This is a genomic window from Arthrobacter sp. U41 (assembly GCF_001750145.1).
Classification (GTDB): Bacteria; Actinomycetota; Actinomycetes; order Actinomycetales; family Micrococcaceae; genus Arthrobacter.
Window position 1 is genome coordinate 3,648,178 of record NZ_CP015732.1, and the last position, 23,036, is coordinate 3,671,213.

The 23,036-nt window shown below is 61.3% G+C and carries 21 protein-coding genes and 1 pseudogene; 8 read left to right on the plus strand and 14 right to left on the minus strand.

What is annotated here, in order from left to right; translation table 11 throughout:
* Positions 1–9: 9 nt before the first annotated feature.
* Together ASPU41_RS16635 and ASPU41_RS22750 are read left to right on the plus strand one after the other, a co-directional pair.
* Entirely contained in the window at positions 10–1,023 is a 1,014-nt protein-coding gene (locus ASPU41_RS16635; protein WP_069951851.1) for a competence protein CoiA, read from the plus strand.
* Between the two features lie 269 nt (positions 1,024–1,292).
* On the plus strand, positions 1,293–1,574 hold the full coding sequence (locus ASPU41_RS22750; protein WP_157357027.1) for a hypothetical protein: 282 nt from the start codon (positions 1,293–1,295) through the stop codon (positions 1,572–1,574).
* A 105-nt stretch (positions 1,575–1,679) separates the two neighbouring features.
* Here ASPU41_RS22750 and ASPU41_RS16645 read toward each other — a convergent pair whose 3' ends face one another.
* From ASPU41_RS16645 to ASPU41_RS16660, 5 genes are all read right to left on the minus strand, one after another.
* Positions 1,680–1,979, minus strand: coding sequence for a hypothetical protein (locus ASPU41_RS16645; protein WP_069951853.1), 300 nt, complete (start codon positions 1,977–1,979; stop codon positions 1,680–1,682).
* Positions 1,980–2,506: 527 nt separating this feature from the next.
* On the minus strand, positions 2,507–3,103 hold the full coding sequence (locus ASPU41_RS16650) for a hypothetical protein (RefSeq protein WP_157357028.1): 597 nt from the start codon (positions 3,101–3,103) through the stop codon (positions 2,507–2,509).
* A gap of 257 nt (positions 3,104–3,360) precedes the next feature.
* Positions 3,361–4,281 (minus strand): tyrosine-type recombinase/integrase, encoded by a 921-nt coding sequence (locus ASPU41_RS16655; RefSeq protein WP_069951855.1) that lies wholly within the window; start codon positions 4,279–4,281, stop codon positions 3,361–3,363.
* A 576-nt stretch (positions 4,282–4,857) separates the two neighbouring features.
* Positions 4,858–5,547: a hypothetical protein gene (locus ASPU41_RS22755; protein WP_157357029.1), complete on the minus strand. Its 690-nt coding sequence runs from the start codon at positions 5,545–5,547 to the stop codon at positions 4,858–4,860.
* Between the two features lie 346 nt (positions 5,548–5,893).
* Complete coding sequence (locus tag ASPU41_RS16660) at positions 5,894–10,663, minus strand: DEAD/DEAH box helicase (RefSeq protein ID WP_231941106.1); 4,770 nt, start codon at positions 10,661–10,663, stop codon at positions 5,894–5,896.
* Positions 10,664–10,913: 250 nt separating this feature from the next.
* Between ASPU41_RS16660 and ASPU41_RS16665 the strand changes: the two genes are divergently transcribed.
* On the plus strand, positions 10,914–11,162 hold the full coding sequence (locus tag ASPU41_RS16665; protein ID WP_069951856.1) for a type II toxin-antitoxin system Phd/YefM family antitoxin: 249 nt from the start codon (positions 10,914–10,916) through the stop codon (positions 11,160–11,162).
* A 119-nt stretch (positions 11,163–11,281) separates the two neighbouring features.
* Here ASPU41_RS16665 and ASPU41_RS16670 read toward each other — a convergent pair whose 3' ends face one another.
* From ASPU41_RS16670 to ASPU41_RS16685, 4 genes are all read right to left on the minus strand, one after another.
* Positions 11,282–11,707, minus strand: coding sequence for a hypothetical protein (locus ASPU41_RS16670; RefSeq protein ID WP_069951857.1), 426 nt, complete (start codon positions 11,705–11,707; stop codon positions 11,282–11,284).
* 2,070 nt (positions 11,708–13,777) lie between these two features.
* On the minus strand, positions 13,778–15,097 hold the full coding sequence (locus tag ASPU41_RS16680; RefSeq protein WP_197515688.1) for a hypothetical protein: 1,320 nt from the start codon (positions 15,095–15,097) through the stop codon (positions 13,778–13,780).
* 32 nt (positions 15,098–15,129) lie between these two features.
* A complete protein-coding gene (locus tag ASPU41_RS23095) occupies positions 15,130–15,627 on the minus strand; it encodes a hypothetical protein (RefSeq protein WP_197515689.1) in 498 nt (165 codons plus the stop codon).
* A gap of 9 nt (positions 15,628–15,636) precedes the next feature.
* Positions 15,637–16,005, minus strand: coding sequence for a hypothetical protein (locus ASPU41_RS16685; protein WP_069951859.1), 369 nt, complete (start codon positions 16,003–16,005; stop codon positions 15,637–15,639).
* Between the two features lie 168 nt (positions 16,006–16,173).
* Here ASPU41_RS16685 and ASPU41_RS16690 point away from each other — a divergent pair, with 168 nt between their 5' ends.
* Positions 16,174–16,917 carry a GIY-YIG nuclease family protein gene (locus ASPU41_RS16690; RefSeq protein ID WP_069951860.1) on the plus strand — a complete coding sequence of 248 codons (744 nt, stop codon included), beginning with the start codon at positions 16,174–16,176 and terminating at the stop codon, positions 16,915–16,917.
* Positions 16,918–16,966: 49 nt separating this feature from the next.
* Here the strand turns inward: ASPU41_RS16690 and ASPU41_RS16695 are convergent, their stop codons facing one another.
* The 4 genes from ASPU41_RS16695 to ASPU41_RS16710 all read right to left on the minus strand — a co-directional run bounded on the left by ASPU41_RS16695 (position 16,967) and on the right by ASPU41_RS16710 (position 20,581).
* Complete coding sequence (locus ASPU41_RS16695) at positions 16,967–17,710, minus strand: potassium channel family protein (RefSeq protein ID WP_069951861.1); 744 nt, start codon at positions 17,708–17,710, stop codon at positions 16,967–16,969.
* An 89-nt stretch (positions 17,711–17,799) separates the two neighbouring features.
* Entirely contained in the window at positions 17,800–18,738 is a 939-nt protein-coding gene (locus ASPU41_RS16700; RefSeq protein WP_069951862.1) for an endonuclease/exonuclease/phosphatase family protein, read from the minus strand.
* A 176-nt stretch (positions 18,739–18,914) separates the two neighbouring features.
* Entirely contained in the window at positions 18,915–19,445 is a 531-nt protein-coding gene (locus ASPU41_RS16705) for a hypothetical protein (RefSeq protein WP_157357030.1), read from the minus strand.
* A gap of 35 nt (positions 19,446–19,480) precedes the next feature.
* Positions 19,481–20,581, minus strand: a complete 1,101-nt coding sequence (locus tag ASPU41_RS16710; protein ID WP_069951863.1) for a helix-turn-helix domain-containing protein — start codon at positions 20,579–20,581, stop codon at positions 19,481–19,483.
* Between the two features lie 215 nt (positions 20,582–20,796).
* On the opposite strand from ASPU41_RS16710, the gene ASPU41_RS16715 reads away from it, so the two are divergent.
* From ASPU41_RS16715 to ASPU41_RS16725, 3 genes are read left to right on the plus strand one after another with little or no spacing between them, the layout of a single operon-like run.
* Positions 20,797–21,255 carry a hypothetical protein gene (locus tag ASPU41_RS16715; protein WP_157357031.1) on the plus strand — a complete coding sequence of 153 codons (459 nt, stop codon included), beginning with the start codon at positions 20,797–20,799 and terminating at the stop codon, positions 21,253–21,255.
* Positions 21,256–21,299: 44 nt separating this feature from the next.
* Positions 21,300–21,593 (plus strand): hypothetical protein, encoded by a 294-nt coding sequence (locus ASPU41_RS16720; protein WP_069951865.1) that lies wholly within the window; start codon positions 21,300–21,302, stop codon positions 21,591–21,593.
* A 5-nt stretch (positions 21,594–21,598) separates the two neighbouring features.
* Positions 21,599–21,883 carry a helix-turn-helix domain-containing protein gene (locus tag ASPU41_RS16725; RefSeq protein ID WP_157357032.1) on the plus strand — a complete coding sequence of 95 codons (285 nt, stop codon included), beginning with the start codon at positions 21,599–21,601 and terminating at the stop codon, positions 21,881–21,883.
* A gap of 206 nt (positions 21,884–22,089) precedes the next feature.
* On the opposite strand, the pseudogene ASPU41_RS16730 reads toward ASPU41_RS16725, so the two are convergent.
* Positions 22,090–22,443, minus strand: a pseudogene (locus tag ASPU41_RS16730) (ester cyclase); the annotation flags it as partial.
* Positions 22,444–22,530: 87 nt separating this feature from the next.
* On the opposite strand from ASPU41_RS16730, the gene ASPU41_RS23100 reads away from it, so the two are divergent.
* Positions 22,531–23,034, plus strand: a complete 504-nt coding sequence (locus ASPU41_RS23100; protein ID WP_197515666.1) for a transposase — start codon at positions 22,531–22,533, stop codon at positions 23,032–23,034.
* The last annotated feature ends 2 nt before the right edge of the window (positions 23,035–23,036 follow it).

Consider the following 23,036-nt stretch of genomic DNA (forward strand, 5'->3'; position numbering starts at 1 on the left):
ACTGTGCCCATGATCGAGATACGCCGGCTCTTTCCCCGGCAGTGGGAACCCTCAGAGCCTCTCGTCGCCTACAACAATGCGGACGGGGAGATTGTCGTGGCAGCGGCCATGCAAAGGGGAAACAACTCCTACTACGACCGCTACGGGTACAAGGGCTCCAAGGAGATCGTCTGCATCGACTGCAAGGAAGACGGCCGTGAAGTCCCGGTGCAGCTCGTCGACGCCAAAACGCGGTGCAAGCATTTCCGCCATCAGGCCGGCGAGGCCCCCGACGGTCTGCGCCGCCACGGCGAGACCGCTGAGCACCTGCACGGCAAGCGCTTCATCATGGACTGGGCCCGAGACCAGCACCACATCCTTCCCTGGTCCGTCGAAGATGAGATCTGGATCCCCGGCATCCGGCTGCGCAGCGACGTCAGAGCAACAGCAACCTCCGGCCGGCATCTGGCATTCGAGGTCCAGCGCAAGCCACTGGACAGCAAAGAGTGGGACCGACGCCACGGCGGCTATCAGACAGAGGGCATTCGTGACGTGTGGCTGTGGTCTCCGGACGTTCCTGACCTGGTTCTCGATCTGCCGCTGACCAGTGTCGTCCTGGACATGGCGTACGAGTCCCTCGGTGTCCTCGTGGCTATGTACTCCGGCAGCTACCGCCACCCCACGGCTGAGCGGTACCTCGTGCCTCCCACCCATTACGCCTCCGCCCCCATGTCCGAGTGGAGCCTGTCGGACACAGGATCCCTGGTGCCTCCACCAGGGATGGCTGAGTTCATTGGGGACAAGCCGGAGCCGGCCCGGTTCGCACAGCTCAAGGCCCACCGGGAGGCGCGGGCCGGGCGGCCGCTGACGTCCAGGCCGGCGACGGCGATGGAGCGGCGGACGGACGCACTCAGGCAGTACCAGGGCCGCACCAGTTACAGCCAGGTGCTGGGAACCAGTGCAAGCGCGCCGCGTATCGACCCGGAACGGGACGCGCAACGCAAGGCAGAGGCCATCAATCAGATCATGGGCCGCAAACGCTAGATGCACTGTCGGCGGCAGCGCTTGCCTCCAGAGCAGCCCGCTTCGGGTGATCCGGGCAGAGGGTGAGTGCCGCCGCAATTTCCTTGGCTTGTGCTGAGCTGACTGAGCCCTCGAAGTAGTGTCCGGCGGTGGTCGCACACAACGCGTAAAGGTACTTGGCCGTGTCCGGCGAGGTTCCTCCGGAGGCAACACCTGCGGCCTGTTCCGCCGCGCTGTTTACGGTGCAGAGATCGAACGGCGTTGCCCAGGCTGCCCTTTAGTCGGTGACCGTGGTCCGCGAGGCGGTATTCACCGAGCAGGAGAGCGAATACTTCAGGCCCACCGGCGTGGGGGTCGGCGTGGGTGTTGCCGTGAACGTTGGCGTGGGCGTCAGGCTCGGAGAGGGTAGCGCCGTCGAAGGCGAACTGGATGAGCTGGGCGCAGCCGCCGGCGCTCCGCCACATCCGCACAAAAGAGATGCGGCGACAAGCGCGGACAGGGCAGTGGTCAGAATGCGGTTCAAGGTCCCCCAAAGAAGTGCTGTGGTCACAGGCTATACGTTCAGCTGCTGATGCAAGTCACAGACGCGCTTCTGCCGGGCGTACCGGCGCGGCTGTGAACAATCAGTGCCGGGAGGTAATTCCGCCCCGGTGCAGCCGCGTCCGGCCCTTGAAAAGCTACCTCTGCCCGCCCGCGTTTTCGGCAACGAGACGCCTCAACTCGGCGTTGGACATCTCCTTGTTCTCCCCGCCCGAGCAGAGGTTGGCCTGAGGCTGCAGCAGATCGTCCAACGCCCGGACCAGGCCCGCGGTGACCTCAGGAGTCGCCCAGTTCTTATGCGCGACCTGAAATATCCAGTCGCAAACCTGCGCGCCCGTCAGGGAACGCTCCAGGTCAACCTCGTACTGGTCGTACTCCAGTACCAAACGCACCTCGTCAAGCGTCCAGCCTCCCCAACCTGATTTCTCTGTCGACATCCCTCGAGCCCGCCTCCTTCTTCAGTTCCGTGTCCGCCGTCCTAACGTCACCACCTTAGGACAAAGGTCCAGGTTGAGTGGAGGGCAAATTGCACGCGCTCCGCTGGAGGGAGAGCGCCCCGGAGTAGGCTCGCGGTGTGAGCCTCACACAAGCCGCCCGCATCTGCCCCGGGTGCTCCCAGGACCGCTCCGGACTCGGGGAAGCGCCGTCGCCGACGCTACGACCCGCCGTCTCCGGCGCGGGCAGCGGGTACGAAGGCCCCGAAGGTTACCCGTCGGGGATCAAAATACACGCACTGAGGGTTGCTGCAATGATGAGGGGTTAGCTCGGGCGGGCGCCGCAGTCGCAGGCCTGAGCGCTGGCCTCGCCGCTGCAGATCGGCCAGGATTACGTCGCTGCCGCATAGGCTGCAGGTCCAGCGGGTGGGCCTGCCGGCTCCAGCTTCCATGACGTGAATTCTAGCCCGGACGTTTCGGGGACGGCCATGACAGGCTGCGCTCGGGGTCCCGGCTGGTCAGTGGGCCGTTTACATGTCTTCCTCGTCGACTTCGCTGAGGAGCCGAACCCCTGGCGGTAAACCAGGGTCGGGCTTCTCGTGCTTGCCCAGGCGAGGGGACGCCTCTCCAATTGTCAGGGCCTTCCACCTGAACCACCGGCGCTGAAAAATCGCCCAAGAGTCGCAGTCGACTCTCATGCGTCGGGCTGCCACCATCCTGCCGAGACGAGTGTTACTTGCACGAAACGAATCGTAGGCCGTGACCTCTATGACGCCGCCATGCTCCCGGTTCAGCGCAATGGACAACTTCATCGGCTCCGCACCGGGGTCCATGAAGGGACGGTACTGCTCAGAGCCGTCCATAAGGCGACCGTAGACGGGAGTGACCTGAATGTTCCAGAGGTTCCCGTCGCCGTAGTGGCGGATTTCCACGTCGCTCAGGGCGTACGTTTCCCGAGGCTTACCGTGTTCGAGCGTGATGTACGCGGTGCCGGCCTCGCGAATGAAGAATGCTATGCCCGCCATGGGAAAGATTTGTTCGGCCCGGAAAATCTGCCAGCCAACACCGACAGCAGCGATGGCAGAGAACACCAGCGCAGCCAGTGCCACAATCTCGGCACCCGTCAAAACTCCACCCATTTCTCCCTGGTTCTCATAAGGGAGAGCCTATCTTCCGCAGCCCACCCGCCTTCCCTCCTGTCTGTCCCACCTTTTCCCCGCCGCCCTGCGCCACTCTCAAAATTAGAAAGCAGGGGTTGAGTCGGCGGGAAGGCGGGCGGGACAGTGGAGGAATCGGTGGTCCTCAGCGCTGCTTTTCCACCCCTCTCATTTCCGAAATTCGTACCTTAGATATAGGGACGCAAAAACACCGGCTCCCGAGACCCCTACGCGAGTGCCCTCGCGACGTCATATCCGGCGGACTTTTGGAGGTTGTTCCGGGCCCGGTCGTACCTCCTGGTGGTCCGCGGATCCGCATGTCCCATGCTGTCCTGGAGGGCATGCAGTGACGTCCCGCTGTCCAGGGCGATCGTGGCGAACGTGTGCCGCAGGCTGTGCGGACTGATCTGGCCATCTATGCCGGCCTGCTGGGCCAATCGCTGCACGATGCGGAACGCCGACGTCCGGTGCAGGGGCTTTCCGGTGGCCGTGGTGAGCAGCGGCCGGCTCATGCTGTGCCCGAGCACGATGTCCGCGCCCGTGGTGGCCAGGTAGAAGTTCATCGCCACCACCGCCGGCGCCGGGACGGCGACCTTCGCGGACTTCCCGCCCTTGCGGCGGACGGTGAGCACCCGGTGGCCCGAGTCGTGGGCGTAGTCGCTGGTCCGGGCCTGAAGCGCTTCGCTGATCCGGAGGCCGGTGAACATCAGCAGGCTGACCAGCGCATTGGACCTGGGACCGTCCCTGCGGGCCGCCTCCAGCAGCGCGAGTGCCTGGTCGCGGCTGAGCCCCTGGGTGGAACTGTGGTCGGCATCGACAGCGGGACGGGAAATCGTCGCGACCGGGTTCCGGTCCACCAGTTCTTCAGCCAGTGCGTACCGGTAGAAGCTCGACAGCGCAGCGAGCGTCCTGGCCACCGTCGCCGGAGCTCCGGTGAGGGTGTGCCGGTAGCCGTCCAGATGCACCCGGCGCACCGTGAGCAGATCCAGACCGTGCCCATCGAGCCAGGTGCAGTACGTGAGCAGATTCAGGGTGTAGCCACGCAGCGTGTGCGGCGAGGACTGCGCGAGCTGCCACGCGGCAATAATACTGGCGTGTCGTTCCGCGTTTCCGGCAAGTGAGGTGCTAAAAGCGAGGTCATTTCCCATAGAAGCATCATAACTGTCATTATGTTGTGGATTTATGATGTATGGATTCACTAAAGCTTTCAGGCCCGTATTGGGCAACGCGAGGAGTTCGTATGAGCGATATCAGTCTCATGGGTCAGTCGGATGAGGATGAAGGTTTTCACTACATATCCACTGAGGACTTCGGACTACCGCAGGCATCCGTTGCCGATGACAGCGAAGCCACAGCGTTGATTCGGAAATGGCATCACGGACTAGTTGAGCTTGATGCACCGGAAGATGTTCCGTTGTCGGATATCGACGCGAGCATACAGGGGGTCCTGCGACGGGATGTCCTGGAGTTCTATATAGCCGGGCCTGAACGAACCTACGATGAGGCCCCTCATCGTGGGGTGCTCTCGGTCCCCTTGCGGTTCAGCTTCATGACGGCAGGATCGTCCTTGCCGATGGCAATCACCGGTGGGCTACGGCCCGGATCCGAGACGACAGATCATTCCGCGCGCAGTTACTCCGTCAGCGACCGAGGAAAGACCGACCGGTCACCGGAATCGGGTAGATGTAGTCCGGGTTGCGTTCGGCGTTCGGAACTCCGCTTTGTTATAGGGCTTCGCAGCGGCGATCGAAGAGTGCCCATCCTCGCTTCAAGATTTGGAATGACGCCTCGAAAGGCTGGGCGATTTCTTCCAAGGATCCTCCTGCGACGCCTGTGCTGAGCGGTTGCCCTTTTACAGGGGATTGAAATACAGCTCGCTGAGCCACAGCCCAAGTCAAGGCGTGCGCGTCTCCGCTCATTTGGCGCCACAGGAGATTTATCTCGTTCTGCAAGTCAGCGTTCGTCCCGTAGGTCACTTGGGCGGCATACGGGATTACCGCATCTGAAATATTCAGAGATTTGTCCGCACCAGCCCGTCGAGCTTCTTCCATCCGACCTGTCAGCCATTCCACCTGCGCCCGGACCCGCTGATGCTCATCACCTGTAAGGCCTGGAGATTTCAGAGTCTCTTCGTGGAACTGTCTTGAACGCTTGTACGATTCAGCAATTGCGGCCAGTCCGCGACCCCTGCGGATCTCAGCATCGTCCGGTCCCAAAATGTAGACGGCCTGGGACCCTGCCAGTAGAGCGCCACGCAGAGTGGTGTAGTGCGCTATTGGGTAAACCTCTCTTGCTTTGATTGCTGTCCAAGCGAGGCGAAGATGCTCACCGGCCGAGATCAGGCAGATGCGTGCGGCCTCGCTGATGGGATGGGACTCGAAGACAGCATCGTCCTTATGAAGCTCGCTACCCACCTGTGGATTCTCGTGCCGCCCTGCACGGATCCTCCACCCTTCAAGGTCGGGTTCACGGGACTTTAAGTGATTGTAATACGCTGCAGATTTGTCGCTCATCCGGTTACATTCCCCAGTAGGTAAATGAGCGCCAGTGGGAAAGGCCCGGTCGCTTGCTTGGGGCTTCCTCTGCTTCCCGTTTGGTCTTCACGGGGTCAACCACCGCCTATTCCGCAATCTCCAGCGCCGGAAGCCCAGCCACGACCTTGTTGGTCTCCAGTGACACCGTGACGATCCGCTTGATCAGGTCGATGATGTAGCGCGGATCGCCAACTTCGCGGCAGAAGTCGTTCGGGTCATTGACGATCTACGAGTCCTTGTGCGTCGTCACCTGGTACCGGTCGAGGATCCACTCGATGGCTGACTTCCCGTTGACCTGGTAGTCCAGCACCTCGGCCGGAATGCCTTCGAGTGTGACGTTGGAGTTGAAAATGATCCGGGAGCGGTCTTTGCGGGCACCCCAGGAAAGCTTCTGCACGCGGTAATAGTCGTACTGCGCTTCAAGGTCCGCCGGCGGCTCCGTCCGATGCACCTCGGTCAGCTCGGCAGGTGCCATAGTCTCGTAGTTCAAGTGCAGGTCTGCGAGGTCTCGGCCGGCAGCGCTGAATCCCCAGAAGTCCTTGACCTTCGGGATCCGCGGCAGCATCTTCATCAAGTCAGCCTTGTAGGTTTCCTTGTAGGTCGGAGAGTGCAGCAAACCGTAGACGTAGTAGAAGACGTCTTCCTTGGATATGGGCACGCCGTCATAGAAGCCGCGGTAGGTGTCGAGAGTTGCGTCCGTGATGTTCTCCCGCCGGCGGTAGCCGTCGACAATGACCTCACCGACGGCCGGGATCGCCAGCTCGTTTTCTGGGATTGGCTCGTAGGTGTATAGCGGGAAGACTTGTCCAGTGTGCATCGCATGCAAGTCGGGGACGAACTGACCCATCAGAGCTGCGAAGGGCTTTTGCGCGCCGGTTCCTGTTATCTGAATGTACGTGTTTGGAGTCGCGGACGACGGAAAGAGTTTCGGCACCTGATAGACCATGTCATTCATCGATGGGTCTAGGTAAACCGTCTCACGAGTAAATGGACGGTAAATCGCGGTCCGGACGGCCGACTCAATGAATGCATGTGACCTGCCCCGCAGCCTGTCAGCCAACAGCCCGCGGTTCCAACTAATCCTCTGAGGGTCAAGATCGGGTTCTTGTAGACCAATCTGATTCTCGTAGTGAGCGATCATTTGCCGCATGTTTGCTGCCATTTTTTTGCCGCTGAAGCCATAACACCAAGCGTCACGATTAGTCTTGACCCCAGCCGTGAAAATCCGGAAGATCGCGCTAGTAGCTTCTTTGCCCTTGGTTGCCTTGTCACCGATAGCCTGGTAGGAGCCATAGTCTTCGTCCCGATGGTTAATCCAATCGCCTTCACCGCTGGGGGAAACGACACTCCATGCTGTCCCTTCCAGTGACCGCTCACTAACCAAGACATCCAACTTTTGATCACTGGTCAGATAGTCTCCAATGTCGCTGTATTGCACATCGGTTTCGCCTTGGTGGCTAATGTTCTTGATCAGAACCACGATAGCTATGGGGGTTCGAACTCCTTCCGTAAACACGTTTCCCCCTTCTTGGCGTCGGAGTTCCCCTGAAAGTCGGGCGTTGCCCCTTAAGTTGTAGACGAAAACCCTGCTGAACTCGCTGCCCAGAGTTTTTCGGAATCCATCAAATGCGGGCAGGTCAATGAATGAGCCATTCGAGACGAAGGCTATGACACCGTTGTCTTTGATCCGGTTTGAGGCCCAGCGAATTCCGCGGACGTACGAGTCGTAGAGTCCGTTCTTGTTCGTTGCCACGGAGAGTTTTGCGTAGGTACCAGCAATCGACGCATCCAGTGCTGGGTATTTCTGATTTTGGTTGTTGTCGTTCGCGCTTGTCTGGCCTGTCGAGTACGGCGGATTCATGACGATGACGCGGATGTTCTGGTTCTTTTGCCGAACCACTCGTTCATGGTTCTCCGGAAAGATGCCCGTAGCCTGCAGCTGACCGTCGCCCTCGTTAAGTTGGAACGTGTCAGTCAGGGCAATGCCGTCGAATGGCACATAGCCGGCTTCGACGCCCGCTGCGGCTGCCACCTCCGAGTAGACCGTCTCAATGTTAATGGCGGCAATGTAGTAGCTGAGCAGGACGATCTCGTTGGCGAACATCTCCTGGGTGTACTTGCGGTGCAAGTCCTCCGGCTTGATGAGCCCTATCTGCAGCAAGCGGGTCAGGAATGTGCCCGTCCCGACGAAAGGCTCCAAGATGGAGACGCCCTCATCGGACAGTGACTTCCCGAACTCCAGGCGCAGGGCCGCATCGGCCGAACGCAGGATGTAGTCGACCACGGGAACTGGTGTGAAGACAATGCCCAACCTGTCAGCAACGCGGGGGAAAGCGTTGCGGAAGAAGTTGTCGTAAAGCTCTACGATGATGGCCTGCTTGGCTGCGGCGTTGTCGATCTTGGAGACGCGGGCCCGGACAGACTCATAAAACTTCTCCAGGCCTTTGCTTTCCTTCTCAAACACGGCATTGGAGCCAAGCTGGTCCAGGATAGTCTGCATCGCTCGGGATACAGGGTTGTGCTCGGTGAAGTTGGAGTCGGCAAACATGGCATCAAACACTGGCTTGGTTACCAGGTGTTGGGCGAGCATCTCGACGGCCTGGGCGTTATCGATCTCAGGATTCAGATTCTCACGGAGGCCGGCAACGAAGCCGTCGAAGGCTATCCGGTGGCTGGGGTCGGCGTCTTCGAGCAGGTCGTTGATCAGATCGATGTGCTTCGTGGCAATGGATGCAATGTCCTTGGACCAGTCCTCCCAGTACATGCGGTTGCCGCACTTGTCGACGATCTTCGCGTAGACAGAGTCCTTCCATTCCTCTACCGGAAATGTCAGCGTTTCCTGCGTTCCCGGGCCTACAGGTCCTGGCTCCGGTTCCACGTCCGGGGAAGGGCTCGGGTCAATAACCGGCGCCTTCTTCTTTGGCGCCAAGTCAATCTTGTCCACGATGATGGACTCGGGAGCCTTGTTGTTCAGCTCGATCTGATTTATCGACGAATCCATCCGTTCATCGTGGGCACGCAGTGCCTGAAGGACTTGCCAGACGACCTTGTAGCGTTGGTTGTCCTTCAGCGCCTCCGAGGTCGACATGCCTTCCGGGATGGCGATCGGCAGGATGATGTAACCGAACTTCTTTACCTCGCCGGTGTCGGCGTTCACGTGGTTGCGCATGACCCGTCCCACGGCCTGGATGACGTCGACCATGGAGTTGCGCGGGTTCATGAACAGCACCGCATCCAGGGACGGGACATCCACGCCCTCAGTGAGGCAGCGGGCGTTGGTCAGAATCCGGCAGGTCGGCTGTTCCTTCTTCGGCCACGACCCGTCCTCTTTGCGCAGGGTAGTCCGGTCGTCGACCAGGATGACGTCCGCATCGGCTTTCAGCCAGTCGAGCCGCTCCCCACGGCGGACCGCATTGAAGCCGCCGTCAATGTGCTTGACCTCCACCCGCATGTCATCGGTCGGATCGTCGTTGGTCATGTCCGTGAGGTGCAGGCGGGTGAGGTCTTGGAACTCTGATTCGATGACCTGGGAGGCCTTGATGGAGCGGTTGAACGCCACTGCACGGCGCATGGGCTGCCAGTCTTGGCCGAAGCCGTCCTGAAACTCTCCTGCCCGCCGTTTGGCCAAGCCGTTCCAGACGCCCACCAGCTTGGCAATATCGTCGATGTTCAGTTCGCTGTTGCTGTCGGCCAGCTGATCCTGAAAAGTCGTCCGCACTTGGGTCTCGTCGACTCCCAGTACCAGCACCTTGTAATCGGTCAGGAGTTTCTGCTCGACGGCCTCGCCGAATCCGATCCGGTAGAACACGGGCCCGTAGATTGATTGGTCGTCCATGGAGCACAGGACGGCGTCCTTCTCGCGGGCGGCGTCCTTGGTGTTGTCGTTGAAGATCCGTGGTGTGGCCGTCATGTAAACGCGCTTGTTGCCGGAGATCCAGTGGTTGTCGTGGATCTTCACGAAATGCGATTCGCCGTCGCCGGCCAGGGTCGCCCCGGTGGTGCGGTGTGCTTCATCGCAGATGATCAGATCGAAGTCGGGCAGGCCGGCTTGCTGCGCGGCCCGCACAGCGTCGATCGACTGGTACGTGGAGAACACGACCGTCATTCCCTCGTCCAGCGTTCGGGTGTTCATTGCCTCAATGAGCCGCGCGCCGTCTGTCGTGGCGGGGATCTGCAGATCGTGGAGCGCCACGTCGGTCAGATCGGTGTCTTTTACGCGGCCAACCTTGTTGTCCGAACATACCGCGTAGGCGTGCATGGGCTGCTCGGTTTCGTCCGACCATTCCTTCAGCGACTGGGACATCAGTGCCAGGGACGGCACCATGAACAGGATCCGGGCGTGGCCCAAGTCTTCAGCGAACCGCTCGGCCAGCTTCAGGGACATGAAAGTCTTGCCAGTGCCGCAAGCCATGATCAGCTTGCCGCGATCACTGTCCTCGAAGCCCTTCAACGCCGCCTGGACGGCCTTGTGCTGGTGTGGGCGCAGTACTTTCTTGTCGAACAACTTCGGCGTGGTGGGTGCCGTCAGGTCGTAGGTGGACCAGTCAATGTTTGAGTGCCGAAGGTCGCTCAAACCGATCCGCTGTACTGGCACGTGCCGATCGTCGAGCATCTCCAGCGCGTTGTTCGACCAGTCACCCTCGGTGGTGTCCACGACGACAGCGTTCGTGAAGGGCTTCTTCGAAGACGCCGACAGGAACGAGTCAATATCGTGCTTCTGGATCCTGTAGCCGGGCGCGTAGAACTTCACTTGGATGGCGGTCAGTCCGCCGTCGGTACGGGCCGCGACCAGGTCGATGCCGTTGTCCTTGTTGGTGAAGTTCTCCGGACGGTTCGGCCAGTCCCGCCACAGCCACACGTCTGTGTACTGAGGTGCGTGAACGCCGTCGTTCTCGAGATACTGCTCGACGAGCTGTTCGAGGTAGCTGCCTTTCATCCGTTCGGAATCCGAAAGGTCTCGGTAGGTGCCAAGCAGCTCGTCAAACGTAGTGGTCACGGTTCCCCAAAAATGGTGCGGATTTGAACAAGGAAGCCCCGAGGGGGCTTCCTCTGATTGTATGGGGCATGCACACGAAGTCGGCCCAACAGGCGCACTCCGAGGGTTGCTACGACCGCCTAGATCGTGCCGTCTATATCAGGCATGAAATGGGCCTCGGCCACCCTGGTCCTGGTCGAACATCGCCGGCCGTTGCGTAGTGGCGCGAAAGGCCAAGTACTAGCATGTCTCGTACAACCAGGAGGCAGTGATGGCCATAACCACGAGCGAGGCTCGCCGCGACCTTGTCCGTCTCATCGAGCGGGTCAACCTCGACCGCACCGAGGTGGAGATCACGTCGAAGCGTGGATCCGCGGTCTTGATGTCGAAGGATGAGTACGACGCATTGGTGGAAACAAGCTACCTGCTGAGCTCACCGGCGAACGCGCACCGCCTCATGTCGGCTCTGCAATCCGTCCGCGAGGTCGAAACCGTTGAGCACAAGCATCTAAAACCATGACCGGACACAGCTCAGCTTGGTCTGTCTGATTGCGAAACTGCCCGCACGGGCAGAGCCATCTTCGATCACCGGCGGGACTCCGCGGTGATCGTCATGGCGTCAACGACACTCGCCTACTTTTACTCCCGGGAAGTGGCCGGCCGGCTGGCTTCTGCTTTGGGATCACCACTGTGATAGCTCGGCCTGACGATCGGCGGCAGCTTCATCCCGGCCAGAGCCTTCACCGTCGGGGACGTCTCACGGTTCAACTGCTCGTCGAGGGTGACTTTCAGCCGTGCAGCGAGGATTTCGCGGCGCAGCGTGGCGAACACCTGGTCCTTGTTCGTCGGGTCATAGGTCGTGCGCTCTGACACGCCACCGACGCGTTGGTACGACCTGACGGTCGGCGGCAGATCCATCGCGGCCAGGCGCCTCACCTTCACCGAGGTGGGGCGGCCCAGTTCTTCGTCGAGGATGACCTTCAGCCGTGCGGCCTGAATCTCGCGGCGCAGCGTATTGAACACATGGCCCTTGCCGTCCTGGCGGTACTTCGTGGACTTAGTCATGTGGCTCCTCCTCGCTGCTCCCATCATGGCCCGTTGCCGCCCGACCGTCGATGCCCCCGTCGCTATGCAAAGTCGACGGCATTTCCGTGGAAGGGCTTCGCTTGATGTCACATTCAGGACCTTTTGCGAAATGTTCCGGGAGGGCGGTGGAGGGCGCCCGCTGGTGGCGAGGATGCTGCCGATGCTGATGACCGCCTGCACGATTATCACCGTGGGGTAAGGAGTTCCGATGTAGAGAGCAGCCAGCAGTAGGACCATGGCGAGGATCGTCACGTCCAGGCCTGCCGTGGGACATTGTCGCCCTCCTTGCTGCTTACTGGTTCCATGATCGACCGATACTGACGGGTCGTCCACGTCGCCGGACTCTACATCGCGAGCACATCCGTCGCTTCGTCTACAAATGAGGTCACTTTGGGCCGCACCTGCTGCTTAATATTTCCGAAGGGCCTCAGAGTGGCCCAATACCGGCCAAAACGGCTCATGAACCAGCCAGTCGGGGCCGGTACGCACGGCTTTCGCCCGTCTGAACGTCTCGGTTCTACGCCGCCACGGCGCCTCGTCTACGACCATGATTCGGTTTACTCTCACCCATGAATGCGTCGGCGTCACGACGCGCGCCGCGGCCATCCCCAGGGCTATCTTCATGTCATTGGCATCCCGCCGGAGACGGCAACCACCACGGGCATCGGTCACGCCTGCCAACAGAATCAAGCAGAAAAGATAGGAGCCCCAAGATTAAGTCAGCCGCCAGAATTCCCTATCCGCGTGACGGGGCGGAGAATGTCGCCCCCACTGACATCCGACTTCTGTTGGGCACCGGGACAGCCGGAACACCGATCAGCTGGAAGTACCAACCGGGACCAGGAAAGTTATCGGTCCAGGGCCCTGCCGGCTCAGGGAAGACGACGTTACTCACCAATTTGGTTTCGCAGGCCGCCGGGCATCTCGATGTTTACGCCTATCTCAGTGGTGCTGCCAACCCACCCTGCGGGCTCAAAGCCTACGCCGCGGACTCGCGCAGCGCGTGCGAACTCTTATTAGATGTGCGGGAGTCAATGAGGTCAGCGCTCAAACAGATTCAAGACTACGAAGATTCATTTCTCACGGAGGAACAGCGCCGCAGCCCTCTCAGACTTAACCTCTCCCCCTTGCTGGGAATCGCACCGCCTGTGTGGCCACCCATGTCCGCCATCGTGTTTCTGGACGACTTCGATGCACTTTACAGAGGCCGGACCAGGTGCGGTTCATACTTCGACCACCCGGATTGTCCCTACGCCGTTGTCGACGAATTAGCTAGGGACGGAGCCCGAGCCGGAATCAGTATCGTGGTCGCTGGCCGTTCCTTGGCTCGGAGCCCTCTAGCCAGATCCCGGGGTGTTGAAAGCCGGCTGCTACTTGGCCCCGCCACACTGGCAGAGCGGGAGGCCTTCTTGAACACTCACGTTGCCTCTCTTGGAGTCGGGGAAGGACTTGGACTTTTCGAGGAGGCCTACATGGAATCGGCCGAAGTCGTGCGCCCTATTGGCCGACAGTGGGCATTGTAAAGTCGTCAACAGTGAGGGCCTACATCAATGTCGGGAGCTGACTCTGGGCCAGTCGTTTCACGGCAGCGGGAGTCGTCCGACCCCGCTGCTCGTCCAGAGCAACCCTCAATTGCCCTGCCCGGATTCCACGGCGCAAAATGCGAGCTGCCTCTCGCCGTGACGCCGGATCGAGCTGATACTTGCCCCTTGACGACCTCAGAGCCTGCATGGGTGACGGCAGCTGCGGCGGCGTTCTCTGGGCAAGTCGTATCACCGCGGCTGGCGACTGACGTCCCCGGGCCTCGTCCAAGGCGACCCGCAATTGGGCCGCCCGGATTCCCCTCCGTATCCGTCGAAGGGTTTGTTCCCTGTAGGTGCGGGTTTCCTCATCACCAGCGGACATCTGCTCGCCCCTCCCATCACGTTTCGTCCATGATTGCAGAGTGTCCCCTAACCGCCAAGAACCTCGACGATGGCCGGCATCATCCGACGCCGGCTCACGTTCCGGTCTCGACACTGATGTCCATGCCGTCCCGACATCGCCGCACTAGCGTTCCTTGGGGGTCAGAACTTTGATGTTTGTCTTGAGTTGTAGGCAGCGTTTTTCACTCCGGGCATCGTCGATGTAGCCGTTGACGTGACGGTCGATGGTTGCCAGGGCCTGGCGTAGTGGTGGCGGTGCCGGGACTTTGTCGGCGGCCAGGAGGGGGCGCAGGAGCCGGTTGTGGACCTTGGTGTAGAACAGGGCGACACGCTGCCCCTCGGCGGTGAGGGTGTAGGTGTTGCTGTGTGGCCGGCGTTCGATGAGTCCGTTGCGGCGCAGCCGTGCGAGGTCGTAGCTCATTTGATTGGCGCTGTATCCGATGCCCAGCAGATGGTTCACCCGGGCACGCAGGCTCCTATGGGTGAATCCGAGGGCGGTAAGGCTGATACATAAGGCGCCGAGCAGGGCCATGACCCGTGGATCGCCGAACCGCAAGGCCGGGGCCCGCCTGCCATCCTCGGTGAGGGTGGACTGTGCGACCCGCTCAAAGGCTGGGCTCGCAAGGACACAGCCCTGCCCGACACGTTCAGTATCGAGCAGACGGGCGTTCGTGTCACGGGCTTTGGTTTGTAGTTCGGGTAGGTGTTCCAGGCGGCGTTTGCACCCCAGGTCGTCCGGTGAGTTCACGACGGTTTCGATCCGCAGGGCACGGCCGTCTTTGAGGTATTGCTTGATGCGGGAGTGCTTGTAGAAAGCGTTGATGGTGACGTCGGTGTCGCGGGTGACGACCTTGGTCTTGAACACGTCCTGGGTCCGGCGCAGGCGGCCGCGGCGGATCTGCCGGCCGAAAATCAACTCGAGTGTCTCGGGGCGTCCAAGGTCGAGGTTATCGACGACGAGCGCTTCGAAGAAGGCCCGGGCGCGGCGGGGTGCGTCAAAAACCAGGGTGCGGGAGATTTCGATTTGTCGCATGGACAGTTCCCACCAGTACCCGGCGTCCGCGTCGTGATCGTTGAGCGGCAACGGGAGCACGGCGAGCCAGCGTTGGAAGAAGACTTCGATGGTGCCCGGGCCGAGCCGGTCACAGATCTCCTGCAGTGCCGCCGGGTTTTGAGAACTGGCGAACCCGTTGGAGAGTGCCGTGAATTCGATCCCGGCCTGCACGGCTTGGCGTTTGGCCCACTCGTGTCCGTTGATCCAGACCTTGATCGGATATGGGAAGTACGCGCAGATCTTGATGAACGCCGGACCGAAATCGGTATCCCAGAGATAGAAGTAGAAGCACGTCACCCGCCGGTCTGCCTTATGGAAGCCAAAGCAGGGGATTCCATTGGTGCCCAGGCGTTGGGTGGAGGCGAAGACATTCTGGTATTCCTGGGCCACGCCGATCGCGGCGACCCCGGACCGGCCGGTCTTCAGGAGCAGCCCCAGCCGATGTCCCCCATGCGCTGGGCGGAGATCTTGTTGCAGGAACGGCAGCGCGTGATCGGGTCGTTGCCGTCGTTGACGTCTACCGTTGTGGCGACGAGGTCGAAACCGTGCTTGTCGAGGTGAGCGATGATCTCCTCGCGTGAATAGATGCGAGCAGGGGCCGCCTCTCCTGACATCTGGCAGGCCCATTTCGCCCAGTCGGTCCAGTGGCAGGCCCGGCAGGTCTTCTCCCCGACGGCGTTCTTGTCTAGGGTGTACTCGAACTTGTAGTGTGCCTGGACACCGCAGTCCAGGCACGTGGCGAGCCGCCATTCCTCTGGCCCGATGAACGGTTCTGCCGCTGTGAGGCCACCTTCGAGCAGGATGTCCGCGATGCAGTCCAAACACCAAGCCGGCTTGCTAAGTGTCCTATAGGCGGCTGAGTTGACGCAGCCGTCCTTTGAACACTGCTGGCCCGCTGCTGTGACCGCGGTGACCGTCACTTTCCGCTCCTAGGCTTTACAGAACCCGTTTGCCTTGATGACATCGATGATCTGCTGGGCCTCCACATCAGACACTGATGTGACCTGTCCCCCGGTGAAGCGCGTCTTGGCGCTCGTAATGAGCTTGTCGTCGGGTGACTCGCCCAGGATGCTGCTGCACTGGTTACGGGAGTTGTCAACGGACTTTTCGTTGTCGAACAGCGGATTGATCTTGGCCAGTTCGCTGCGCAGATTCGTCTCCTGCGCGGCGTCGGGCTTCGGGATTGTGCTAGCGGCAGCGGCAGTACTGGCAGGCGGCGCCTCAGCCTTCGGGGAGCTGGAGCACCCCGTTGCGAGCAGGATGGTCAGGGCAGCGAGCGAGGCGGTTAGCTTTTTCATGAGTCCCTCTGGTTCCGGTTTTCTGCCTGCCACCAAGCATGCGTAGACAGGCGATATGACCTTATCCGGAGGAATCGATCATGAAAGCCTGCGACACTCTCGTCTGACCCCACCGAGCAAGAATCGGCCCTAGGATTACCTGCAGGATCAAGCAGCGAGGAGCTACATATGGCAGGGAACCTTCAACAACGGGATCCCGCCGTCGAACATTTCGGGGAAATGATGCGGCCCGGAAAGTATGGGCACCGGTTGACGCGCGAGATGTACGCGGTCGTGAACAAGAGGCCATCGGTCCGGATGCCCGAGTACATGCTCACGGACGAGCTCCGGGCGTACCTGGCGCCGCGCTACGAGGATGAAGACCTGACAATTCTTTCGGACGACTTCTGCCGCCAGCAGCGTGAGGATGCCCTGGAGAATTTCGACCTGAACATGGCGTTCTTCTCCCAGATAGCGGAAGCGCCGTTCGAAGACGCCCTGACGGAACTAATGAGGAAGAACAACAGGTTGCGCCCGGTGACCAACCTGGCCGCCTACGACGGGGATGAAGGCGTCTACGTGATGGTTCTGGACGGATACCGGCAGGCCTACATCGGCCAGACCTCGGACATTCGTCGACGCATCAAAGCGCACTGGGCCGGGACCAAGCAGTTCGACAGACTCATCTGGGGCGACGTCGAAGACTCAGTGCTCTCTATCGATTCTTTCCGGGCACTGGATACCACACGCCTCTTTGCCGCCCGGACGATCAACCCCGACAGCCTGGAAACCCGGCTCGTGAAGACGTTCCCGCCCGACTACCTGCTGAACCGCATTGACGGCGGGGCGGTGATCGGATTACGGGGAATGTTTCTCGCCGCGGAAATGAAGCGGCGGAAGCTGAGGGCCGATGCTGGCGTGCCAGGCTCCTGACCGCCGGCGGCCGCACACCGGAGTCCTGGCCACAATCCCCGGGACACGATCAAGACTCTTCCCGCTGAGAACTGAGGCGATCGGTGTTTCCTGCCTCCAACAACGCGGTCAGGTGCTGCACCTGGGCTGAGAGCTTCTGGAGTTCTCGTTGGACCGGTTCTTCGGCGGCGTTCAGTTCGGCTTGGGTCTCTTCGGCAACAGCCTGCACCATCCAGGAGGCGACCGAGGCTGTGACGACGCCCAGAACGGCGACGCCGCCAATCATCAGGCCACCGGCGACGCACCGGCCAAGCAGTGTGACCGGGTAATGGTCCCCGTAGCCGACGGTCGTAATGGTCGTCATCGCCCACCAGATGGCATCCCCGAAGGTGGTCAGGTCCGATCCCGGCGCGTTCTCCTCGACGTCGAGGACTGCCAGGGCGCCGGCGTAAATCAGCAGCGCGGCAGCGCCGAGCACATAGGTGAGCACCCGTCCGCGTAAGGCATTGCCGCCGACGCGGTGCATAACCCGAAGCAGGGTGACCAGTCTCAGCAGTCGTAAAGGCCGCAGGGCGGGCAGCGCCACAATCGCCAGTTCGTGCAGGTTCCGGACGAACCAGCGTCCCCGCTGTGGCGCCAAGGCCAGGCTCATCAAATAATCCACGACGAACACCGCCCAGGTACCCCAGATCAGGAGTTCGACAATAAGAGCGTCCGTGTTGGCGATGACTTGGGTTGAGTAGGCTCCCAGAAATATCAGCGACGCCACCGTCAACGGCCATTCCGTACGCCTGTGCCACACTTCCTGAGTCATTGCTGAAGTCTAGAACTTCCGAAGACCAGCCGAGGACCAGACTCGGCGAAACGGGTCGCCTACCCATTTCCGGACGGAATGTACGCCTCTCAGGTGAGCAGGAATTCGCACCAAAGCGGGTAGTGATCCGAGATCCGCCATGACACCTCGTTCCGGGTCAGGCCGCGGTAGACGTGCGGGATGAAGTCGAAGGTTCCGGCCCGCTGGCCGTAGGTCAGGCCCTGCAGGAGGGACGTGCCGTCGGGTTCGGAGAACCAGGCCAGTTGGTCGTAGAAGTGCCGGGTCTTGTCATCATCGAAGATGGTCCGCGGCACGGCGTTCAGTTCCGTAGGCGGCCAGAGCCCCGTGGAGACGAACGCTTCGTAGAGCGGGTCGCCGATCCGGTCCAGGTTGAAGTCGCCGAGGACGATGAGGTTGGAGTTCCAGTCGTTGGGCCGGACCGCCCAGTCATGCATCCACCGGGCGAACGCGGTGATTTCCGGCAGGCGCGCCGCGGGGTTCTTGCCCCAGAGGATGTGGACAGAGGCGAGGGTGAACTCGACGCCGGAGCGGGAGAAGCTGGCGGTGTACGGGGAGCGGGCGAACTGGCGCTGCGGATCCTCCCCGATCGGAGGCAGCACGATCTCCCCGACCAGGCCCGAGGGCCGGACCCGGGTGCTGTCGTACAGGAAGGCAAGGCGTTCACCGTTGCCGGCGGCGCCTTCGGTGACGTCGGAGATGATGACCTGCCAGTGCGGGCCAAGGGTCGCCAGGAGTCCCTTCAGGGCCACCGGGTTCCGGCGGGACTCCTGGACGGCGACGACGTCGAACCGGGAAATCACGCTGGCCAGGCAGGCGACGGCGTGCCAGTCCCGCTTCGGTGAGTCTTTGGGCCCGGCCAGCCACTTGGCGGTCAGGTCGCCCAGGGCACGGATGTTCCAGGTCCCGACCAGAAGGTTCGACTCGGTCCGCGCCGGGATCACGGCGGCCAGTGCGGCCCTCAGCCGGTCCAGGTCTTCGATTACTGCTGCCGGCGGCTGCTCAGTCATGCCTCCATGCAAGCAGACGCGAGGCGTGACGCCAGCAGGCGCACCGTAGACCGCCCGGCATCCCCGTTCGGAACACGTCGCGGCCAAGATGCACTGCCGGGATACGGAAACGTTCGGGTTCCCAGGAAATGGCCACCATTGCGTGGTGGTCCAAACGTATAGGGCCGGCGGTCCCGTCAGGGGACGAACTGGAGTGAGCCGGGAGTTTCGAGCCAGGCGTAGAAGGAATCCTGTGTTCGCAATTCCTCATATCGACGCTGATTTCCGCCCAGGGTCAAGACGTAGTGCCAGGCCGTGGTTCGTTCAAGTTTCTTGGCCCTGACAAACATCTTGAGTAGATCCCATGTGGTCGTATAGGGGATCCCGTGCTCCACGGCAAAGCCCAAAGCCCCATTGTCATCGGTGATGAACACGGCATCCAGTCTGCGGTTCATGATGATCGACAGGCTTTCCGCCTCGCCGAGATTTGCCGCCGGACCATCACCAGGCTTGCGCAGCCTTGCCCGGAAAACCTGGGTGTCCATCTGCTCCACTCGCGTTTCCAGCTTCAACGGTTCACCGAAGATTCCTGGTGCTTCAGAAAGCTGTTCCAGGCCGCTTACCCTGGAACTCTTTTCACACTCCACCGAAACGGTGTAGCACCACGTAGAACCGCCGGCGGCCACCAGACGCAAGAGGTCCATCCGGCCAATCTCGGCAAAGTTCACGAGAACAGTATTGTCGGGCAGAAAGAACCGACCGCTCAAGCCCCTTCCGCCAGCCCCAGCTCAGCTGCCAGGTCATCAAGGTTGAGACCCGTAGGCTGCGGGGGTTGCGCGTCGATTTCGTCCGGAGATACAGCCAGCATCCAGGCCAGGGTCTCCTTGGCCACCTTCCCCACTGCGACAGCCTCCATGTGGGCGGCGATGAGAGCCTCCGGGAACCGGCGTTCGGCAGCGCGCTGGGTTCGCACGGCAACTGCCAGGGAAGAAAAGGTCTTTCCCTCCAGGGGCCGGTTCAGCACATCAAACGTCGAAAGTTCCAGAAGTTGCCAGACTTCAGGACGGGCAGGTAGCGAGAGCTTCCGTAGTCGGTTGGCGAGATACTTCGTGGACACCCCGAAGTGCCACAGGAAATTGACGACCTCGAGCCGTTTGGCGTTCTCCCAATCGATCGAGCGCATCGACACTTCCGGGAGCAGAACCTGCGCCGCAAAGTCGAAAGCCGGCCCTTCCTTCACATCAGATGCGGCCTCGTCGCGGTCATTGAAGTGGCCCAGGTAGATGTGACCGAGTTCGTGTGCGATGTCGCTGTTCTGGCGGAACCAGTTGCCGCTTCGGGGGACGACGATACAGTAGCGGCCTCCGGCGCGGAGAGAGTAGGCAGATGTGACATCCTCAACCCGGACGACGTCGATGTCCAGGACCGCCTCGACGCGGGAAGCGAAATCGCTTACGAAGTCGTCGCCGAGACGTGAGCGGATCTCATCCGGGCTGCCAACGGGCGTGGCGGCGTCGTTTCTCCCCGGGTACACCTGGCGGAAGGCGAGCTCGATATTGTCCAGTGTCTCGCCTGTGATCCCACCCTTTTCATCGACGTACCGTCCGGCATTGAAGTCGTATTGGTGACGGGCAGCGATACGCGCTTCAAACGGGTCGGCCTCGCCTGTGGCCAGCCAGTACATGGATGTGGAGAGCCGCTCGGCAAGGTGGGCAAGCTCGATGCTGGTGAACGTCCGCTTGCCATTCAAGGACCTGGAAAGGACGTCCGGGGTCATTCCCACGGAAGCCGCGATCTCCTTTTCGGGCACGCCGAGGTGCAGCTCAGAGATGCGCTGGCGGATGCGAGTTCCTACGGGTTCCATGCCCTCACACTACCCGAAATTGGGAATATCCCAATACTGTATCCGGCCTTCACAGCCGTCAGGAGGCGCTTGGCCTGGCCGGGCAACCACTGGTTCAAGCGCAGTCCCTATCCGCTTGCATATTGCCATATCCAGAAATCTGGATACGCGCCCCGCAATCCGCCGTGATGCCCGCTCTCGGACGCCGATCCGGGCTGCGGGGTTAGGCTCGCACCATGAAGCGTCGGGGGTTACTTCTTACTTTGCTGGGTGTGGTGGCCGTTGTGCTGGTCCTGGTGATGTTCAGCCGGGGACCCGGCAACACCGCCTGCCCGGCGATCGGTTACGCCGGACCCGGCAACACCGCCTGCCCGGCGATCGGTTACGCCTACGTCGGGGACGTGGAGCTGATCTTCCCACAGGAGCCTGTCTCGGTCGCGGCCTGTTTCGAGGAGGGCTGCACTCCCGCCGCCGTGACTAAAAATCCGGACGGCAAGTGGCTGGTGCCGCAGTCGAAGCCCTATCTGGTCCCGCCTGTCAGCGTTACGTCCGTCTACGTGGAAACGGAGGCCTCATCAGGTGCCCGCATCGCCCGCGCGCTGCCGATCGTGACGGAGCCGACCGGGGAATATCCGTATGGGCGCAAATGCGGAGGACCCGTCAGGTTCAAGCCTGTACAAGTGCCGCTGGGCTGAGGCAGTCATCTCGCAACTGTCTGATTGCTCATAGAATGACGCCCATGGACATCACCACCCCGGAATATGCGCGCCTCCGCGCCGCCATCATCGAGCGCCTGAACGCCCACGACCTGCTCGGCGTGATGGACCACGGTGCGCCGGAGGACGAGTGCGACCCGGAGATGGAAGACTTCGCCGCGCTGATAGCCGCTGGCACACCAATCACACCGGAGGTCGTTGCGACGGTCTGGAACAAGTGGTTCGGGGACAGTATGGGCGAGACTGCGGGCGAACCGGAGCCGCCTACGTCCGGGATGGTGGCCCTGGCCGCTGACCTGCAGTCAATTGGGAAGTAGCCGGCATGTCATCAGGTTCCATGGGACGCTCCGGCGTCATGGCCAGTTCGATGTCGGCGGTCATCCGCGATGACATGGGAAGGCATCGCTTGTCCGGCAATCGGCTGGCCGCAATGGCCGGTGTGTCCCAGAACTACATGGCGAAGCGACTGCGAGACGATGCCCCGCTCACCCTGGATGACGTCGAGGTAATCTCGGCGGCCCTGGACGTCCCGGTGCTGGCGCTTTTTAACGAGTCGGCCCAGCTGGCCGAAAAGCGCCGTGTTGTTATTATCCGGGATACTAACTGAATTCCTTTAGAACCGACTAGCCGGGGAACTACGACCAGCCGGGCCAGGCCGGCTCTCCGCGGCCTTCACATCCGGACTCAGCGGAGTGCGCCGCACTCGCCATTCAGGTCATCCTGGTCCCCGCCGTAGAGCATTGGTGCAAACGCCGCTTGAAGATCCTCGCACGCTAGCAAGTGCGCTCTGCCCTCGTCGGCGCCGGCTCCCCTTCAGGCCCCTGGCTTGGACAGGGATTCAGGGAGCAGGCCGAGCTGTCCCAGGAACTCCATCTGGTCAAAGTAGAACTTGTGCTGCGTAATCAGGCCGTCCTCGACGTGTGCGATGTCGCAACTCCTCACCCTGATGCTTTTGCCCGTGGGAGGCAGGCTCTCCCCGGACGGCAAGGCCAGCGGTCCGGTGTTCGTGCCGGTGACAAAGCCATCATCAATCGCCACATTTCCAGCCTCATACTTCTGCACATACTCATAGCCAACGTCAGGGAATGATTCCCCAAATTGCGACAAGTAGTTGCTAATGGCTTCCGGCCCGACAATCTCACCCTGATCGGGAGTAACAGCCACCGCATCAGCGGCATAACCCTATCGGCCAGACTCGTTAGAGACCGCTTCTTGAACGAGAATAGAGGCTGGAGGCAGGAGGGAAACTTCACCATGAATACATCCACACCAGCAGGGACTGGACAGCCCGTACCGGAAGAAATAGCCAGCCAGGACCAAGGATCAGCGGAGCAGGGCCCGCGTTCCAACCGGTCGGCACGCAGGACCTTTACCGCCGAGTTCAAACGCGCGATCGTCCAGGAATACGATGCGGCACCGAACGGTTCCAAGGGCGCAGTGCTACGCCGCGAACGGCTCTACGATTCCCATATCCAGGAATGGCGGGCCGCGTTCGATGCGGGCAGGCTCGCGAAGCCGGCGGCACGCCGGGGCCGGCCGAAGAACACGGACGAGCAGGCCCAGATCGCCCAGCTGACCAAGGACCTGGTCGCGGAGCGGGCCGCACACGAGCGGACCCGCGGGAAGTTGGCTTCCTCGGATGCCGCCCTGGATACCTTGGGAAAAGGAGTCGCGTTCTTGGAAGCTCTCTCATCGAAGAACGCGCAATCACCAGCACCGCACACCAGTCGTGGCAATCAGCAACCGCAACGGAACTGACC